We start from the raw sequence: 14,407 nt of genomic DNA, 5'->3' as shown, positions 1-14,407 counted from the left end.
CGACTCCCGATCTTGTAACCAGATTAATATGAAGATTCGGTGAAAGTAGCATGGGTCTCGTAGAGTCCCGGCGAAGTAGCTTGCCCCCTGCCTCGATCGGACCCTCGCGCATGGCCGTACCCCGTCGCCGCAGCCGCCTGACGGCCGCCGCGATCCTCATGGTTGCCGTCCTGTTCCTGGTGGACGCCTGCGGCGGCGGGGGAAACGGGGGCGGCACCAAGGCGGGTACGGCCGGCGCCTCGGCCACGCGCTTCCGGGTCTCTCCGTCCCTGCTCAAGCCGTCCGGCCGCGCGCTGGGCGTCATCGACGACAAGACCCCCTGGCAGTACGGCATCGCCAGGACCTTCACCAAGGAGGCCGGGCGGGCCCCTGACATCCGCGAGTACTACAGCTCCTGGGGCGACGACTTCGACACGGAAGGCAATGCCTTCCTGTGGCAGCACGGCCAGCTGCCCATGATGGCGCTGGTGCCCTCCGACACCTCGCTCGCCGACATCGCCAAGGGCAAGGACGACACCTACATCCGCCGGCTGGCGGGCCAGATCGCCGCCTACGACGGCCCGCTGGCCCTCTCCTTCGCCGGTGAGATGAACGGCCCGTGGAACTCCTGGGGCCCCGAACACACCAGGCCCGCCGACTTCGTCGCGTCATGGAGGCATGTGCGCGACCTGTTCACCGCGCAGGGCGTCACCAACGTGATCTGGGTGTGGACCCCGCACGTGGTCGACTCGGGCACCACCGCCGCGCTGCGCCCCTACTACCCGGGCGACGCCTACGTCGACTGGGTCGGTCTCATCGGCTACTACGGGCCGATCGACGGCGTCGCCTTCTCCAGCCTGTTCACCCCCACCATGCGTCAGATCGCGGAGTTCTCCGGCAAGCCGGTGCTGATCGCGGAGACCGGGGTGGCGCAGAGCAGGCACAAGGAGGCGGAGATCGGTGACCTGTTCGAGGGTGCCGCGAAGGCCGGCGTCATCGGGCTGGTCTGGTACGACCAGCGCAAGAACTGGCCGGGCAGCAAGCAGCTGATGGACTGGCGGATCAGCACCTCGGTGGGTGCACTGGCCGCGTTCCGGGTGGAGTCGGCCCGGAACACCTTCGGCCATTCGTTCAAGAACGGCTGATCCAGGGCGGTCAGGGGAAGCCGGGCGAAAGCCCGCCAAGAACGACCTTTACCATGGCGCATCACCGCGGCTGGCGCCTGCGGATGCCCGATCAGGGGAGATCACGGAGATGACGACGGAATCGTCGCCGGGCCAAGGGGCTCCGCAGGAGGAGGACGGCTGGGCGTTCCGGCCCCGGAGGCCGGCCGCCGCCCCGCGGCCGTACCGGGAGCAGCAGCGGACGGAGCCCGGCACGCCGTCGGCCGAGTCGTACGGCAGGTCCTCCGGCACACGGTGGGACGCCACCATGCCGCTGCGGGTCCCCGAGCCCGGCACCGACGCCCACGAGGCCATGCGCGAGCCGGGGCACCTGACATCCCCGCACACCCGGCGCGGCGGCGAATCGGCGGACCAGGAGTCCGGATACCCGCCGGCGGCGACCGCCGTCCTCGACCGGGCGGCCCTCCACGGTCCCGAGCCGGTCGCCGCGCAGCCGCAGCCCCCTGCGGACGCGAACGGCAAACGGCCCCGAAAGACCAGGCGGTCGAGCAGGATCGTGCTCGCCCTTGCCGTCCTCGCCGCCGGCGGGACCGCCGCTGTCGTGCTCAAGCAGCAGGACGACGACGCCACCGCCTCGACGAAGCTGACGCAGGTGTGGAAGACACCGGCGCCCGCCGCCGACGACGCGCTGATCGGCAGCTGGTTCACCGACAAGCTGCTCGTCCGGGCCAGCAGCCGGGGCGGCCTGCGGGCCTACGACCTCACCGACGGCAAGCAGGTGTGGCGCGCCACGTCCTCCGCCACCGCCGCCGAGCGCGGCACCGTCCCCTGCGCGATGTCGCCGACGCTCGGTGCGCAGGGCATCGGCACGGTCGCCTTCGGCACGGACGGCAGCACCTGTACCTGGCTGGCCGGAGTCAAGGCGTCCACCGGCAAGATCCTCTGGTCCATACCGCTGACCAACACCAAGCACCCCACGTCAGCGACCGCAGGAACGTATCTGCAGGGCAATGTCGCCACCGTCGTCGGCGAGAACTTCCTCGGCGGTGTGGACATCCGTACCGGCAGCCGCGTCTGGGGCTACAAGGCCCGCGGTCACTACTGCAACGCCTACGACTGGGGCACCGACGGCACCGTGCTGGTGGACGACTTCTGCCTCGACCAGAAGACCAGGTTCACCCTCACCGCATACGACGGCAGGACCGGGCACGTGATCTGGCGGAAGGCCGAGAAGGCCCACTCGGACGTGACGCACATCCTGTCCGGCTCACCGCTGGTCGCCGCCGTCCACACGGCGAGCCAGGACGCCGTACGGGTCTTCGACACCACCGGGACCGGCCGCAAACTGGCCGTGGGCGACGACGAGCTCACGACCGGCAACAACACCGAAGCCGACCACTCCGCCCGGCTCTACGGCAAGGTCCTGGTCACGCCGGCCTCGACCTCGGGCGGAACGGTGATCGACGGCTTCGACACCACCACCGGCGCCAAACTCTGGACCTACCGTTCCGCCGCGCTCGCCGTCCCCGCGTCCGACGCGGACGACAAGGTGTACGCCGTCACCACGTCCGGCTCCCCGCAGCTCATCACCATCGACCCGCGCACCGGTCACGCCACCCCGGTCGCGGGTCTGCCGGTGGGCGCCGGCAAGTGGAGCTTCACCTCCGGCACGGTGTACGTCACCTCGGACGGCGGCGTGCTGGAACTCAACGCCCTCGGCTCGAACGGCGGCGTGCGGCTCTACCGGTAGCGTCTCCCGCCGGTAGCGCCTCGCGCCGATCAGGGTGCCGGGCTCACGGACTGCTGGGCCTACACCGTCTTGCCGTTGCCGCAGTAGCGGGTGCCCCAGCTGTCGGCGAGGCTGGCGATGATGAACAGGCCGCGTCCGTCCTCGTCGACGGTGCGGGCGTGTTTGAGGTGGGGGGCGCACTGCGCCGCATCGCTGACCTCACAGGTCAGGTGGCGGTCCAGGACGAGCCGCAGTCCGAGGGGTGGGGCACCGTAGCGGACCGCGTTCCCGACGAGCTCGCTGACGATGATCTCGGCGGTGAAGGCGTCTTCCTCCCCGATGTTCCAGGCCTCCAGCTGCCGTCGGGTCGCGGCGCGGGCCAGGGGTGCCGCCTGCTCCTCCGCGGGCAGGGGCAGGACCAGGACCCGATCGGCGGGGAAGGCCCGGACGCGGGCCAGCAACAGGAGCTTCTCGGTTTCGTGGCGGTCCCTCAGCGCGTACGCGATCGTGTCGCACACGTCCTCGAGCCTGGTCCACCCCTTCGGCGAGGAGTGGGCACACCAGGCCGGTCGACGCCAGCAGCTCCTCGTTGCCGAGTGCGAGGATGCTTCCCTCGGAGAGCTCGACCGTGGCCGCGGGAAACGGGGCGTGATCACTGCCGGCGAGCACCGGGCCTTCGGGCACGGGCACCAAGGCCGCTCTGCCGTCCGGATGGACCACGTAGGGATCCGACAGGCCCGCGCGCACGATCGTGCATCGTTGTTCGACCGCGTCGTACACCGCGATCAGGCAACCGGCGGTGAGCGGCTGGTCGTGCAGGCTGTCGCCGGCCGGCAGCGCCGCGCGTTCGGCCGCCAGTCGTGCGGCGGTGTCGCTCAGCCGTGCCATCAGCTCGTCCGGTTCCAGGTCCAGGGCGGCCAGGGAATGGATGACGGTCCGCAGTTGGCCCATGGTGGTGGTCGTGGCGATCCCCCGGCCGGCGACATCGCCGAGGACCAGAGCCGTCCGGGCGCCGGCCAGCTCGATGACGTCGAACCACGCGCCGCCTCCGCCGGGCCCGGGAAGGTGCAGATGCGTGAAGTCGACCGCCGATGTCACCGCGGGCCGCTGCGGCAGGAGCCGGCGCTTCATGGCGACGGCGATGGTCCGCTCGCGCGTGAACCGACGTGCGTTGTCGATGCACACGGCGACATGGGCGCACACGTCCGCCGCCAGCGCGATGTCCTCCTCCTCGAAGTGCTCCTCCGCGCCGTGCCGGTAGAAGCTCACCACGCCCATGGCCCGACCCCGCAGGGCGAGCGGAGCGACGATCAGGGAGTGGGCGGCCGACTAGTCTGCTCTACAACGGCAGGGAGTCAATCGCGCGGGCCCGGCCGCTCGGCGGACGGTCACAGTGCGTACGGCAGGGGGGTGCTCTCGGTCGTCGGATCGAGGCTGCGGAGGAAACGAGTGAGCGCCCTCCCCCGGGCCGTCCTCGGGCCGTGGAAGGGCGCTCGGCGATGACCTGCCTCGACACTCAACACGTCAGCACATCGGCGACTGCCGACCGCTCGGCGGCAGGTCAGGGCATTCACCGGACGGGCGACCGCGGATCACGGCCGCCGTCGGTCAGTTGTGGCTGTGCAGGACCTCGTTCAGCCCGCCCCAGACCGCGTTGTTCGGGCGGGCCTCGACGGCGCCGGAGACCGAGTTGCGGCGGAAGAGGATGTTGGAGGCGCCGTTCAGCTCGCGGGCCTTGACGATCTGGCCGTCGGGCATGGTGACCCGGGTGCCCGCGGTGACGTACAGGCCGGCCTCGACCACGCACTCGTCGCCGAGCGCGATGCCGACGCCCGCCTCGGCGCCGATCAGGCAGCGCTCGCCGATGGAGATGATCACGTTGCCGCCGCCGGACAGCGTGCCCATGGTGGAGGCGCCGCCGCCGATGTCCGAGCCGTCGCCGACCACGACACCGGCCGAGATACGGCCCTCGACCATCGAGGTGCCGAGCGTGCCGGCGTTGAAGTTGACGAAGCCCTCGTGCATGACCGTGGTGCCCTCGGCGAGGTGCGCGCCGAGGCGGACCCGGTCGGCGTCGGCGATGCGGACGCCCTTCGGGACGACGTAGTCCGTCATCCGCGGGAACTTGTCGATCGAGGTCACCTGGAGGTGCAGCCCCTCGGCGCGGGCGTTCAGCCGGACGGTCTCGATCTCGTCGACGGCGACCGGGCCGAGGGAGGTCCAGGCGACGTTGGCGAGGAAGCCGAACTGGCCTTCCAGGCTCAGGCCGTGCGGCTTGACCAGGCGGTGCGAGAGCAGGTGGAGGCGCAGGTAGACGTCGTGTGCGTCGATCGGCTTCTCGTCGATCGAGGCGATGACCGTACGGACCGCGACGACCTCGACATTGCGTCGGGGGTCCGGGCCGATCGCCGCCGCCGCACCCTCGCCGAGGAACTCGACGGCCTGCTCGGCGGAGAGCGTCTCGGTGCCGGCCGGGCCGGGCTCGGCGACCAGCTCGGGAGCGGGGAACCAGGTGTCGAGAACGGTGCCGTCGGCGGCGATGGTGGCGAGCCCGGCGGCCACGGCGCCGGTGGTGCGAACGTTCGTGTCGGTCATGCACAGAAACCTAACGTGAGCGGGCCTTCCAGGGCGAACCGCGTCTCACGTGCCGGTATCGGAAACCGGGTTTCCTCCGATCACCCTTCGCAGCGTCTCCCGCGCGTACCCCTCGTCGTACTCCGCACCCGTCAGCAGCACTTGCAGACAGATCCCGTCCATCAGCGCCACCAGCGCCCGCGCCGTGACGGGGTCGGTGCGGTGGGCGAGGCGGTGGGCGAGGTCGTCGGCCCACTCGGCGGCGACCGGGCGCAGGGCGGGGCGGCGGAGAGCGGCGAGGTAGAGCTCGTACTCGAGCTCCACGCCCGTACGGTCGCCCGCGAGCCACTCGCCCATCCAGCCCGCCAGTTCCGCGGCCAGGTCGGTGCGCGGGTCCGCCAGGCCGCCGCGCGAGGCGACCACCTTGGCGAAGCCCTCGTTGGCCTGGCGCAGTGCGGCGACCATCAGTTCGTCGAGGGTCTTGAAGTGGTAGGTCGTCGAGCCGAGCGGTACGTCGGCCTCGGCGGCGACGGAGCGGTGGGTCAGGCCGGCAAGCCCTTTCTCCCCGACCACCCGGATCGCCGCCTCGATGATCCGCTGCCGGCGCTCGGGGTCGTAACGGCGTGGCATCAGTGCGCGCCTCCCAGGTTCAGGACCACCACTCCCCCGACGATCAGCACGATCCCGGCGACCTTGACGAGGTTCAGCCCTTCCCCGAACAGCATCAGGCCGATGACGGCGACGGTCGCGGTGCCGGCGCCGGACCAGATCGCGTACGCCGTGCCGATCGGCACGGTCTTCAGCGTGCGGGCCAGCAGCAGGAACGAGACGACATATCCCAGTGCCGTCAGCAGCGAGGGCCAGAGTCTGCTGAAGCCGTCGCTGTACTTCATCGCCGTCGTGGCGGCGACCTCGGCGGCTATGGCGCCGGCGAGCGTCAGGTATCCCATGTGTACGAGTGTACGCAACGTTGTGTACTGGCGTACATAACGGCGCCCGCACGGGGCGCGAACAGATCCCGAACGGCACGTGCGGCCGACTCGGCGCCGGCCACCCGCATCTGAGCCGGCGCCAGACAGCACCCGGCGGGGACCGAGTACGGCGTTCGAACTCCCACCCGCCGCACGAAGATGTTTAATGCTCACAGAAACCGCTAGCTGAAACGGCTCCCGGCAGCCCCGCAACTCCACTAGTGTGTGCACCTCTGTGATCCATCACTGATTCACATTTCACTCACCTCCCCTTCACACCCCCGGCTGCCGCTGCCTTGGCGCCGCTGGAGGAAATGCGCATGCCAGAAACCACCCCCCAACCCCCGCCCCATCCCCAGTGGGAGAACGGCTGGGTCCCCGACACCTCCCGGGCTCCTGGAACCCGAAGACTCTGGCTGGCCGGCACGCTGGCGATCGCCACGGTCGTCGCCTGCGTCACGGCGATAGCCGTCAGCCACACCACTCCTGACCGGGCGTCGGCCGCACCGGCGGCCGACGCGAACACCGACAACGGCCCCGGCCTGCTCTCCTTCGCCTCACCGACGACGTCGGGTACGACCGCTCCCCCGAAGGGCAAGTCGGGCATGTCGTCGGCCGACTCGGCCGCGAGCCCGTCCGCCTCGGGGGCACAGCAGGTCTCGGGCCCCAAGTCCACGCCGTCCGCCGGCGAACCGTCCAAGTCATCTGCCACCAAGGGGAGTTCGGGCGGTTCGAGCAGTTCGAGCGGCTCGGGGAGTTCGGGCGGTTCGCAGCAGACGACCACGACCGGCGAGTCGGTCCGCTCGGTCAACTACCCGGACCGCTACTGGCATGTGAGTGGCAGTTACGTGTATCTCGACCAGCCCGGCGGCTCCGAGTCCCGCGAGGACTCGACCTTCGAGCTGGTCAAGGGCCTGGCGAACGCGTCCTGTTACTCCTTCGCCACGCACGACGGGTTGTACCTGCGGCACCAGAACTTCGTGCTGCGCGCCGAGAGCAACGACGGCAGCAACCTCTTCAAGCAGGACGCCACCTTCTGCGCCCAGAAGTCGCCGTTCTCGGACGACGTGCTGTTCCAGTCGGTGAACTACCCCAACTACGCCCTGCGCCACAAGAACTTCCAGCTGCGTCTGGACCCGTACGGTTACAACACGACCAACCGCCAGGACTTCTTCTTCGACCTCGTGGACGGGCTGGGCTGAGACATGCAGAAGCGGCGGCACCCCAGGCAGGGTGCCGCCGCTTTCGCGTATGCCGTCTCAGACGTTGAACCCCAGCGCCCTCAGCTGTTCGCGGCCGTCGTCGGTGATCTTGTCGGGGCCCCACGGCGGCATCCAGACCCAGTTGATGCGCAGTTCGCTGACGAGGCCGTCCGTGGCGGACTTGGCCTGGTCCTCGATGACATCCGTCAGCGGGCAGGCCGCCGACGTCAGGGTCATGTCGACGGTCGCGATGTTCGCGTCGTCGATGTGGATGCCGTAGATCAGGCCGAGGTTGACGACGTCGATGCCCAGCTCGGGGTCGACGACGTCGTACAGCGCCTCACGGAGTTCCTCCTCCGAGGCCGGCTTCATCTCAACGGTCTCGCTCATGCCGTCTTCCTTTCGGCGTCGACCGCGCCACCCAGCACCTGGGCCGTCGCGTCCTTCCACGCCATCCAGCTCAGGAGGGCGCACTTGACCCGGGCCGGGTACTTGGAGACACCGGCGAACGCGACCGCGTCCTCCAGCACCTCCTCCATCGCGTCGTCGGGCTCGATCCTGCCCTTGGACTGCATCAGCTCCAGGAAGGTCTCCTGGATCCGCTGCGCGTCGGCCAGCTCCTTGCCGACGAGGAGGTCGTTCAGCACGGAGGCCGAGGCCTGGCTGATGCTGCAGCCCTGGCCCTCGTACGAGACGTCCTCGATCGTCGTGCCGTCGTACTTCACTCGGAGGGTGATCTCGTCGCCGCACGTCGGGTTCACATGGTGCACCTCGGCGTCGCCATCCCGGAGACCGCGCCCGTGCGGGTGCTTGTAGTGGTCCAGGATGACTTCCTGGTACATCGAATCCAGCTTCACGGTTTCAGCTCACGCCCTTCAGCCGAAGAAGTTCCGAACGTGCTCCAGGCCTTCGACCAGAGCATCGATCTCGGCCGGCGTGGAGTACAGATAGAACGACGCTCGGGTGGTCGCAGGAATTCCGTAGCGCAGGCAGACGGGACGGGCGCAGTGGTGGCCGACCCGGACCGCGATGCCCTGCTCGTCGAGGACCTGGCCCACGTCGTGCGGGTGGATGTCCCCGAGGGTGAAGGAGATCGCGGCGCCCCGGTCCTCGGCCGTGGTGGGGCCGATGATCCTCAGGTCCGGGACCTCGGCCAGCCGCTTCACCGCGTACTCGGTGAGCGCGTGCTCATGGGCGAGGATCCTGTCCATGCCGATGGCGTTGAGGTAGTCGATGGCCGCGCCGAGACCGACCGCCTGGGCGATCGGCGGGGTGCCCGCCTCGAACTTGTGGGGCGCCGGGGCGTACGTCGACGAGTGCATCGACACGGTCTCGATCATCTCGCCGCCGCCGAGGAACGGAGGCAGGTCCTCCAGGAGCTCCTGACGGCCCCAGAGGACGCCGATACCGGTCGGGCCGCACATCTTGTGGCCGGTGAAGGCCACGAAGTCGGCCTGGAGGGCCTGGACGTCCAGCGGCATGTGGGGCGCGGCCTGGGAGGCGTCGATGCAGACGAGAGCGCCGACCTCCTGGGCGCGGCGGATTATGGTCTCGACCGGGTTGACCGTGCCCAGGATGTTCGAGACCAGCACAAAGGAGACGATCTTCGTCTTCTCGGTGATGACCTCGTTGATGTTGGACAGGTCGAGGCGGCCGTCGTCGGTGAGGCCGAACCACTTCAGCTTCGCGCCCGTGCGCTGCGCGAGCAGCTGCCACGGCACGATGTTGGAGTGGTGCTCCATCTCCGTGATGACGATCTCGGTCTCGTGGTCCACCCGGTAGGGCTCGTCGGCCCAGCCCAGCATGTTCGCCACGAGGTTCAGCGACTCGGAGGCGTTCTTGGTGAAGATCACCTCGTCGCGGCTGGGCGCGTTGATGAACTCGGCGACCTTGTCGCGCGCGCCCTCGTACAGCGCCGTGGCCTCCTCGGCGAGCACATGCACACCGCGGTGGACGTTGGCGTTGTAGCGCTCGTAGTACTCGCTCAGGGCGTCCAGTACCTGGCGCGGCTTCTGGCTGGTCGCCGCGTTGTCCAGGTACACGAGCTTCCGCCCGTCGTGGACCTGACGGTCCAGGATGGGGAAGTCCTTGCGGATCGCCTCGGTGTCGAGGAGGCCCGGCAGCTGCGTCACGCGGATACGCCACCCTTCGTGTATGCCTCGTAGCCCTCGTCCTCCAGCTTGTCGGCGAGCTCGGCGCCGCCGGACTCCACGATCCGGCCGGCGGAGAAGACGTGGACGAAGTCGGGCTTGATGTAGCGCAGGATGCGCGTGTAGTGCGTGATCAGCAGGGTGCCGACCTCGCCGGTCTCGCGGACGCGGTTGACGCCCTCGGAGACGATGCGAAGGGCGTCGACGTCGAGACCGGAGTCGGTCTCGTCGAGGATCGCGATCTTCGGCTTGAGCAGTTCGAGCTGGAGGATCTCGTGACGCTTCTTCTCACCGCCGGAGAAGCCCTCGTTCACGTTGCGCTCGGCGAAGGAGGGGTCCATGGAGAGGCACTCCATGGTCTCCTTGACCTCCTTCACCCAGGTACGCAGCTTGGGGGCCTCGCCGCGGATGGCGGTGGCGGAGGTGCGCAGGAAGTTGGAGACCGAGACACCGGGGACCTCGACCGGGTACTGCATCGCCAGGAACAGGCCCGCGCGGGCGCGCTCGTCGACGGACATCTCCAGGACGTCCTCGCCGTCGAGCAGCACGGTGCCCTCGGTGATCGTGTACTTCGGGTGACCCGCGAGGGAGTAGGCGAGGGTCGACTTGCCGGAGCCGTTGGGGCCCATGATGGCGTGCGTCTCGCCCTGCTTCACGGTGAGGTCGACGCCCTTGAGGATCTCCTTCGTGGCGTTGTCGGCCTCGACGGTGACGTGCAGGTCTCGGATTTCAAGCGTTGCCATGGGTGCCTCAGGACTCCTGGGTGAGGGAGACGAGCACGTCGTCCCCTTCGATCTTTACGGGGTATACGGGGACGGGGCGCGTGGCCGGGAGGCCGGACGGCTTGCCGGTGCGCAGGTCGAAGCTGGAGCCGTGCAGCCAGCACTCGATCTGGCAGTCCTCCACCTCGCCCTCGGAGAGCGAGACGTTGGCGTGGGAGCAGATGTCGTGGATCGCGAACACCTCTCCCTCGGTGCGGACGACCGAGACCGGCGTGCCGTCGAGTTCCACCCGCTTGGGGGTGTCCTCCTCCAGCTCGCTCAGCGCGCAGGCGCGTACGAACGCGGTCGGGGCTGTCATGCGACCGAGGCCTCCAGCTCCTCCTCGATCTTGGCGAGCAGGCGCTCCTCGATGTCGGCGACACCGATCTGCTGGACCAGCTCGGCGAAGAAGCCGCGGACCACCAGACGGCGGGCCTCGTGCTGCGGGATGCCGCGGGCCATCAGGTAGAAGAGCTGCTCGTCGTCGAAGCGGCCGGTGGCGGAGGCGTGGCCGGCGCCGACGATCTCGCCGGTCTCGATCTCCAGGTTCGGCACCGAGTCGACCCGCGCGCCGTCCGTGAGGACCAGGTTGCGGTTCATCTCGTAGGTGTCGGTGCCCTCGGCCTTGGCCTCGATGAGGACGTCGCCGATCCAGACCGCGTGCGCGTCGTCGCCCTGGAGCGCGCCCTTGTAGACGACGTTCGACTTGCAGTGCGGGGTGTTGTGGTCGACCAGCAGGCGGTGCTCCTGGTGCTGACCGGCGTCGGTGAAGTAGAGGCCGAACAGCTCGGCCTCGCCGCCGGAGCCCGCGTACTGCACGCGCGGGTGCAGTCGTACGACGTCGCCGCCGAAGGTGACGACCACGGACTTGAAGCTGGCGTCCCGGCCGACGAGGGCGTTGTGCTGGGCCACGTGCACGGCCTTGTCGTCCCAGTCCTGGACGGAGACGACGGTCAGCTTGGCGCCGTCGCCGAGCAGGTACTCGACGTTGGCGGCGAGCACGGCGTCACCTGTGTGGTCGATGACGACGACGGCCTCGGCGAAGGCGCCGAGCTCGATCACCTGGTGCCCGAAGGCGGTGCCGCCCTCGCCGTGCACGGCGATCCGGATCGGCTCGGTGAGCACCGTCTCCTTGGGGACGGAGACCACGCCGGCCCTCTCGAACGCCGAGTACGCCTGCGCGGCGACCCGGTCCACCGGGGTGCCCGCCCTGCCGAGCCGCGCGTCGTCGCGGTCGACGGTGTCGACGGTGACGCCCTCGGGGGCCTCGACGACGACCTTCACGCCCTCGCCGGTGGCGACCGCGGTGCCGTCGTGCAGCCCGCGCAGGCGCTCCAGCGGCGTGAACCGCCACTCCTCCTCGCGGCCGTGCGGGACCGGGAAGTCCGCGACGTCGAAGGACGGGGGCGCGCTCATGCGCGTCGCGACGGTCGACTCGGCGGCCACCGCGATGGCGCCGGCGGTGGTGGAGCCCACCGGTGGGGGTCCCCCCGCTCGAGCGGAGCCGAGAGTGGGGGAGTTCTGAGCCTCAGCCATGGCTGTCGTAGTGCTCGCTTTCCGTTCCGTAAGTGGCTTGATGAAATCCGCGGATCGGTGGTTAACCGACCGCGCCTTCCATCTGGAGCTCGATCAGCCGGTTGAGCTCGAGGGCGTACTCCATGGGCAGCTCCTTGGCGATCGGCTCGACGAAGCCGCGCACGATCATCGCCATCGCCTCGAACTCGGTCAGACCGCGGCTCATCAGGTAGAAGAGCTGGTCCTCGGAGACCTTGGAGACGGTCGCCTCGTGGCCCATGGACACGTCGTCCTCGCGGACGTCGACGTACGGGTACGTGTCCGAGCGGGAGATGGTGTCGACCAGCAGCGCGTCGCAGAGCACGTTGGACTTGGAGCCGGCGGCGCCCTCGCCGATCTCGACGAGACCGCGGTAGGACGTGCGGCCACCGCCACGGGCGACGGACTTCGACACGATGTTGGACGAGGTGTTCGGCGCCATGTGGACCATCTTGGAGCCGGCGTCCTGGTGCTGGCCCTCGCCCGCGAAGGCGATGGAGAGGGTCTCGCCCTTGGCGTGCTCGCCCATCAGGTAGACGGCCGGGTACTTCATCGTCACCTTGGAGCCGATGTTGCCGTCGATCCACTCCATGGTGGCGCCCTCGTAGGCGACGGCGCGCTTGGTGACCAGGTTGTAGACGTTGTTCGACCAGTTCTGGATGGTCGTGTAGCGGCAGCGCGCGTTCTTCTTGACGATGATCTCGACGACCGCGGAGTGCAGCGAGTCCGACTTGTAGATCGGGGCCGTACAACCCTCGACGTAGTGCACGTAGGCGCCCTCGTCGACGATGATCAGGGTCCGCTCGAACTGGCCCATGTTCTCCGTGTTGATACGGAAGTAGGCCTGCAGCGGGATCTCGACGTGCACGCCCTTCGGCACGTAGATGAAGGAGCCGCCGGACCACACGGCCGTGTTCAGCGCGGCGAACTTGTTGTCACCGGCCGGGATGACGGTGCCGAAGTACTCCTTGAAGAGCTCCGGGTGCTCCTTCAGCGCGGTGTCGGTGTCCAGGAAGATGACGCCCTGCTCCTCCAGGTCCTCGCGGATCTGGTGGTAGACGACCTCCGACTCGTACTGGGCGGCGACACCGGCGACCAGGCGCTGCTTCTCCGCCTCCGGGATGCCCAGCTTGTCGTAGGTGTTCTTGATGTCCTCGGGCAGGTCCTCCCAGGACTCCGCCTGCTTCTCCGTGGAGCGCACGAAGTACTTGATGTTGTCGAAGTCGATGCCGGAGAGGTCGGAGCCCCAGTTCGGCATGGGCTTCTTCTCGAAGAGCTTCAGGCCCTTGAGACGCAGCTTGGCCATCCACTCCGGCTCGGACTTCTTGCCGGAGATGTCGAGGACGACCTCCTCGTTGAGGCCACGCCTGGCAGAGGCACCGGCCACGTCGGAGTCGGCCCAGCCGTATTCGTACGTGCCCAGGCCTTCCAGCTCAGGGTGGGCAGTCTCCGTGGGGAGAGTCATGCGGGGTTCCTCCCGGCCGTGCTTGCAGATGCGTCAGTGGAAGTCGTGGAGATCTTTGGGATGAACGTCGTGCAGACGCCGTCGCCGTGCGCGATGGTCGCCAGTCGCTGGACGTGCGTTCCGAGCAGCTCGGCGAAGATCTCCGTCTCCGCCTCGCACAGCTGGGGGAACTGCTCCGCCACATGGGCGACCGGGCAGTGGTGCTGGCACAGCTGTTCGCCGACCGGTGCGGTGCGCGCCGTTGCAGCGTACCCGTCCAGGCTCAGGGCCTTGGCCAGCGCTTCGGCGCGCTTGTCGGGGCTCACGCTCTCGATCGCCTCGCGGTACGAGCTCGCCTGGGCCATGATCCGGGCCTTGGCGAAGGCGGCGACCGCCTCCTGGCCGCCTCCCTGCTCGGCGATCCAGCGCAGCGCGTCGGCGGCGAGCTTGTCGTACGACTGGTCGAAGGCGTCCCGGCCGCAGTCGGTGAGGGCGAAGACCTTGGCGGGCCGGCCTCGCGTCCGCGCGCCGTACACCCGCTGCTCGCGCGCCTCCACGACGTCGTCGGCGACCAGCGCGTCCAGGTGCCGGCGTACGGCCGCCGGGGTCAGGCCCAGGCGTCCGGCCAGCTCGGTGACGGTCGACGGGCCGTGGTCCAGGATCGACCGCGCGACCCGGTTGCGCGTCGAGCGCTCACCGGTCGCGAGTTCCTCCTGCGGGGTTCCCGTGGGGGTCTCCCGAGCCTCGTCGACGTTTTTCACAACGCCATTGTTGCGTAATTCCTCAGAGCCAGGCAAGCCGCGTTCCGACCAGTGGACGGTGCCCTGCGTCACTTAGGCATACCTAATCTGACCTGCAGAAACGATCTTTGATCGATCGTCTCTCGACCAATCGGGTGGCGCCCCACCGCCCCCTCCGC

At 69.0% G+C, this 14,407-nt stretch carries 15 protein-coding genes and 1 pseudogene; 3 read left to right on the top strand and 13 right to left on the bottom strand.

The annotated features are described in order from the left end of the window. Window positions 1-110: 110 nt before the first annotated feature. Together ACIRR9_RS10560 and ACIRR9_RS10555 are read left to right on the top strand one after the other, a co-directional pair. The gene (locus ACIRR9_RS10560; protein WP_403749638.1) at window positions 111-1,124 is read left to right on the top strand and encodes a glycoside hydrolase family 26 protein; all 1,014 of its coding nucleotides are present in this window, start codon (window positions 111-113) and stop codon (window positions 1,122-1,124) included. Window positions 1,125-1,233: 109 nt separating this feature from the next. Next, window positions 1,234-2,853: a PQQ-binding-like beta-propeller repeat protein gene (locus tag ACIRR9_RS10555; protein ID WP_403749636.1), complete on the top strand. Its 1,620-nt coding sequence runs from the start codon at window positions 1,234-1,236 to the stop codon at window positions 2,851-2,853. 59 nt (window positions 2,854-2,912) lie between these two features. On the opposite strand, the gene ACIRR9_RS10550 is transcribed toward ACIRR9_RS10555, so the two are convergent. The 5 genes and pseudogenes from ACIRR9_RS10550 to ACIRR9_RS10530 all read right to left on the bottom strand — a co-directional run bounded on the left by ACIRR9_RS10550 (window position 2,913) and on the right by ACIRR9_RS10530 (window position 6,356). Then, entirely contained in the window at window positions 2,913-3,350 is a 438-nt protein-coding gene (locus ACIRR9_RS10550; protein WP_403749633.1) for an ATP-binding protein, read from the bottom strand. Window positions 3,351-3,486: 136 nt separating this feature from the next. Beyond that, window positions 3,487-4,110, bottom strand: a pseudogene (locus ACIRR9_RS10545) (PP2C family protein-serine/threonine phosphatase); the annotation flags it as partial. Window positions 4,111-4,440: 330 nt separating this feature from the next. Further along, complete coding sequence (dapD, locus tag ACIRR9_RS10540) at window positions 4,441-5,427, bottom strand: 2,3,4,5-tetrahydropyridine-2,6-dicarboxylate N-succinyltransferase (RefSeq protein WP_123978066.1); 987 nt, start codon at window positions 5,425-5,427, stop codon at window positions 4,441-4,443. 45 nt (window positions 5,428-5,472) lie between these two features. Then, window positions 5,473-6,036 (bottom strand): TetR/AcrR family transcriptional regulator, encoded by a 564-nt coding sequence (locus ACIRR9_RS10535; protein ID WP_403749630.1) that lies wholly within the window; start codon window positions 6,034-6,036, stop codon window positions 5,473-5,475. Then, window positions 6,036-6,356 carry a multidrug efflux SMR transporter gene (locus ACIRR9_RS10530; RefSeq protein WP_365337491.1) on the bottom strand — a complete coding sequence of 107 codons (321 nt, stop codon included), beginning with the start codon at window positions 6,354-6,356 and terminating at the stop codon, window positions 6,036-6,038. The genes ACIRR9_RS10535 and ACIRR9_RS10530 overlap by 1 nt, the downstream gene beginning before the upstream one ends. 341 nt (window positions 6,357-6,697) lie before the next feature. Here ACIRR9_RS10530 and ACIRR9_RS10525 point away from each other — a divergent pair, with 341 nt between their 5' ends. Further along, a complete protein-coding gene (locus ACIRR9_RS10525) occupies window positions 6,698-7,579 on the top strand; it encodes an AbfB domain-containing protein (protein WP_403749627.1) in 882 nt (293 codons plus the stop codon). A 57-nt stretch (window positions 7,580-7,636) separates the two neighbouring features. Here the strand turns inward: ACIRR9_RS10525 and ACIRR9_RS10520 are convergent, their stop codons facing one another. The 8 genes from ACIRR9_RS10520 to ACIRR9_RS10485 all read right to left on the bottom strand — a co-directional run bounded on the left by ACIRR9_RS10520 (window position 7,637) and on the right by ACIRR9_RS10485 (window position 14,249). Further along, window positions 7,637-7,969, bottom strand: a complete 333-nt coding sequence (locus tag ACIRR9_RS10520) for a metal-sulfur cluster assembly factor (protein WP_123978062.1) — start codon at window positions 7,967-7,969, stop codon at window positions 7,637-7,639. After that, entirely contained in the window at window positions 7,966-8,436 is a 471-nt protein-coding gene (gene sufU, locus ACIRR9_RS10515; protein ID WP_123978061.1) for a Fe-S cluster assembly sulfur transfer protein SufU, read from the bottom strand. Before sufU ends, ACIRR9_RS10520 begins: the two co-directional genes overlap by 4 nt. A gap of 18 nt (window positions 8,437-8,454) precedes the next feature. Further along, window positions 8,455-9,711, bottom strand: a complete 1,257-nt coding sequence (locus tag ACIRR9_RS10510; protein ID WP_403749625.1) for a cysteine desulfurase — start codon at window positions 9,709-9,711, stop codon at window positions 8,455-8,457. Next, on the bottom strand, window positions 9,708-10,472 hold the full coding sequence (gene sufC / locus ACIRR9_RS10505) for a Fe-S cluster assembly ATPase SufC (RefSeq protein WP_403749623.1): 765 nt from the start codon (window positions 10,470-10,472) through the stop codon (window positions 9,708-9,710). Before sufC ends, ACIRR9_RS10510 begins: the two co-directional genes overlap by 4 nt. Before the next feature lie 7 nt (window positions 10,473-10,479). Further along, entirely contained in the window at window positions 10,480-10,809 is a 330-nt protein-coding gene (locus ACIRR9_RS10500; RefSeq protein ID WP_123978058.1) for a non-heme iron oxygenase ferredoxin subunit, read from the bottom strand. Then, window positions 10,806-12,026, bottom strand: coding sequence for a Fe-S cluster assembly protein SufD (gene sufD, locus ACIRR9_RS10495; protein ID WP_403749621.1), 1,221 nt, complete (start codon window positions 12,024-12,026; stop codon window positions 10,806-10,808). Before sufD ends, ACIRR9_RS10500 begins: the two co-directional genes overlap by 4 nt. A 61-nt stretch (window positions 12,027-12,087) precedes the next feature. Beyond that, window positions 12,088-13,509, bottom strand: coding sequence for a Fe-S cluster assembly protein SufB (gene sufB, locus ACIRR9_RS10490; protein ID WP_403749619.1), 1,422 nt, complete (start codon window positions 13,507-13,509; stop codon window positions 12,088-12,090). Next, window positions 13,506-14,249 carry a helix-turn-helix transcriptional regulator gene (locus tag ACIRR9_RS10485; protein ID WP_384572488.1) on the bottom strand — a complete coding sequence of 248 codons (744 nt, stop codon included), beginning with the start codon at window positions 14,247-14,249 and terminating at the stop codon, window positions 13,506-13,508. The genes sufB and ACIRR9_RS10485 overlap by 4 nt, the downstream gene beginning before the upstream one ends. Window positions 14,250-14,407 lie beyond the last annotated feature (158 nt).

This window comes from Streptomyces sp. NPDC101234, from assembly GCF_044767525.1.
Classification (GTDB): domain Bacteria; phylum Actinomycetota; class Actinomycetes; order Streptomycetales; family Streptomycetaceae; genus Streptomyces; species Streptomyces sasae.
The sequence above is the reverse complement of the archived record's forward strand: the minus strand, read 5'-3'. Positions and strand labels throughout refer to the sequence as shown.

Coding starts and splice junctions, on each gene's coding strand:
- ACIRR9_RS10555 (WP_403749636.1), top strand. CDS start 1,234: ATGACGACGGAATCGTCGCCGGGCCAAGGGGCTCCGCAGGAGGAGGAC.
- ACIRR9_RS10525 (WP_403749627.1), top strand. CDS start 6,698: ATGCCAGAAACCACCCCCCAACCCCCGCCCCATCCCCAGTGGGAGAAC.
- ACIRR9_RS10535 (WP_403749630.1), bottom strand. CDS start 6,036: ATGCCACGCCGTTACGACCCCGAGCGCCGGCAGCGGATCATCGAGGCG.
- sufB (WP_403749619.1), bottom strand. CDS start 13,509: ATGACTCTCCCCACGGAGACTGCCCACCCTGAGCTGGAAGGCCTGGGC.
- ACIRR9_RS10560 (WP_403749638.1), top strand. CDS start 111: ATGGCCGTACCCCGTCGCCGCAGCCGCCTGACGGCCGCCGCGATCCTC.
- ACIRR9_RS10530 (WP_365337491.1), bottom strand. CDS start 6,356: ATGGGATACCTGACGCTCGCCGGCGCCATAGCCGCCGAGGTCGCCGCC.
- sufC (WP_403749623.1), bottom strand. CDS start 10,472: ATGGCAACGCTTGAAATCCGAGACCTGCACGTCACCGTCGAGGCCGAC.
- ACIRR9_RS10500 (WP_123978058.1), bottom strand. CDS start 10,809: ATGACAGCCCCGACCGCGTTCGTACGCGCCTGCGCGCTGAGCGAGCTG.
- dapD (WP_123978066.1), bottom strand. CDS start 5,427: ATGACCGACACGAACGTTCGCACCACCGGCGCCGTGGCCGCCGGGCTC.
- sufD (WP_403749621.1), bottom strand. CDS start 12,026: ATGGCTGAGGCTCAGAACTCCCCCACTCTCGGCTCCGCTCGAGCGGGG.
- ACIRR9_RS10520 (WP_123978062.1), bottom strand. CDS start 7,969: ATGAGCGAGACCGTTGAGATGAAGCCGGCCTCGGAGGAGGAACTCCGT.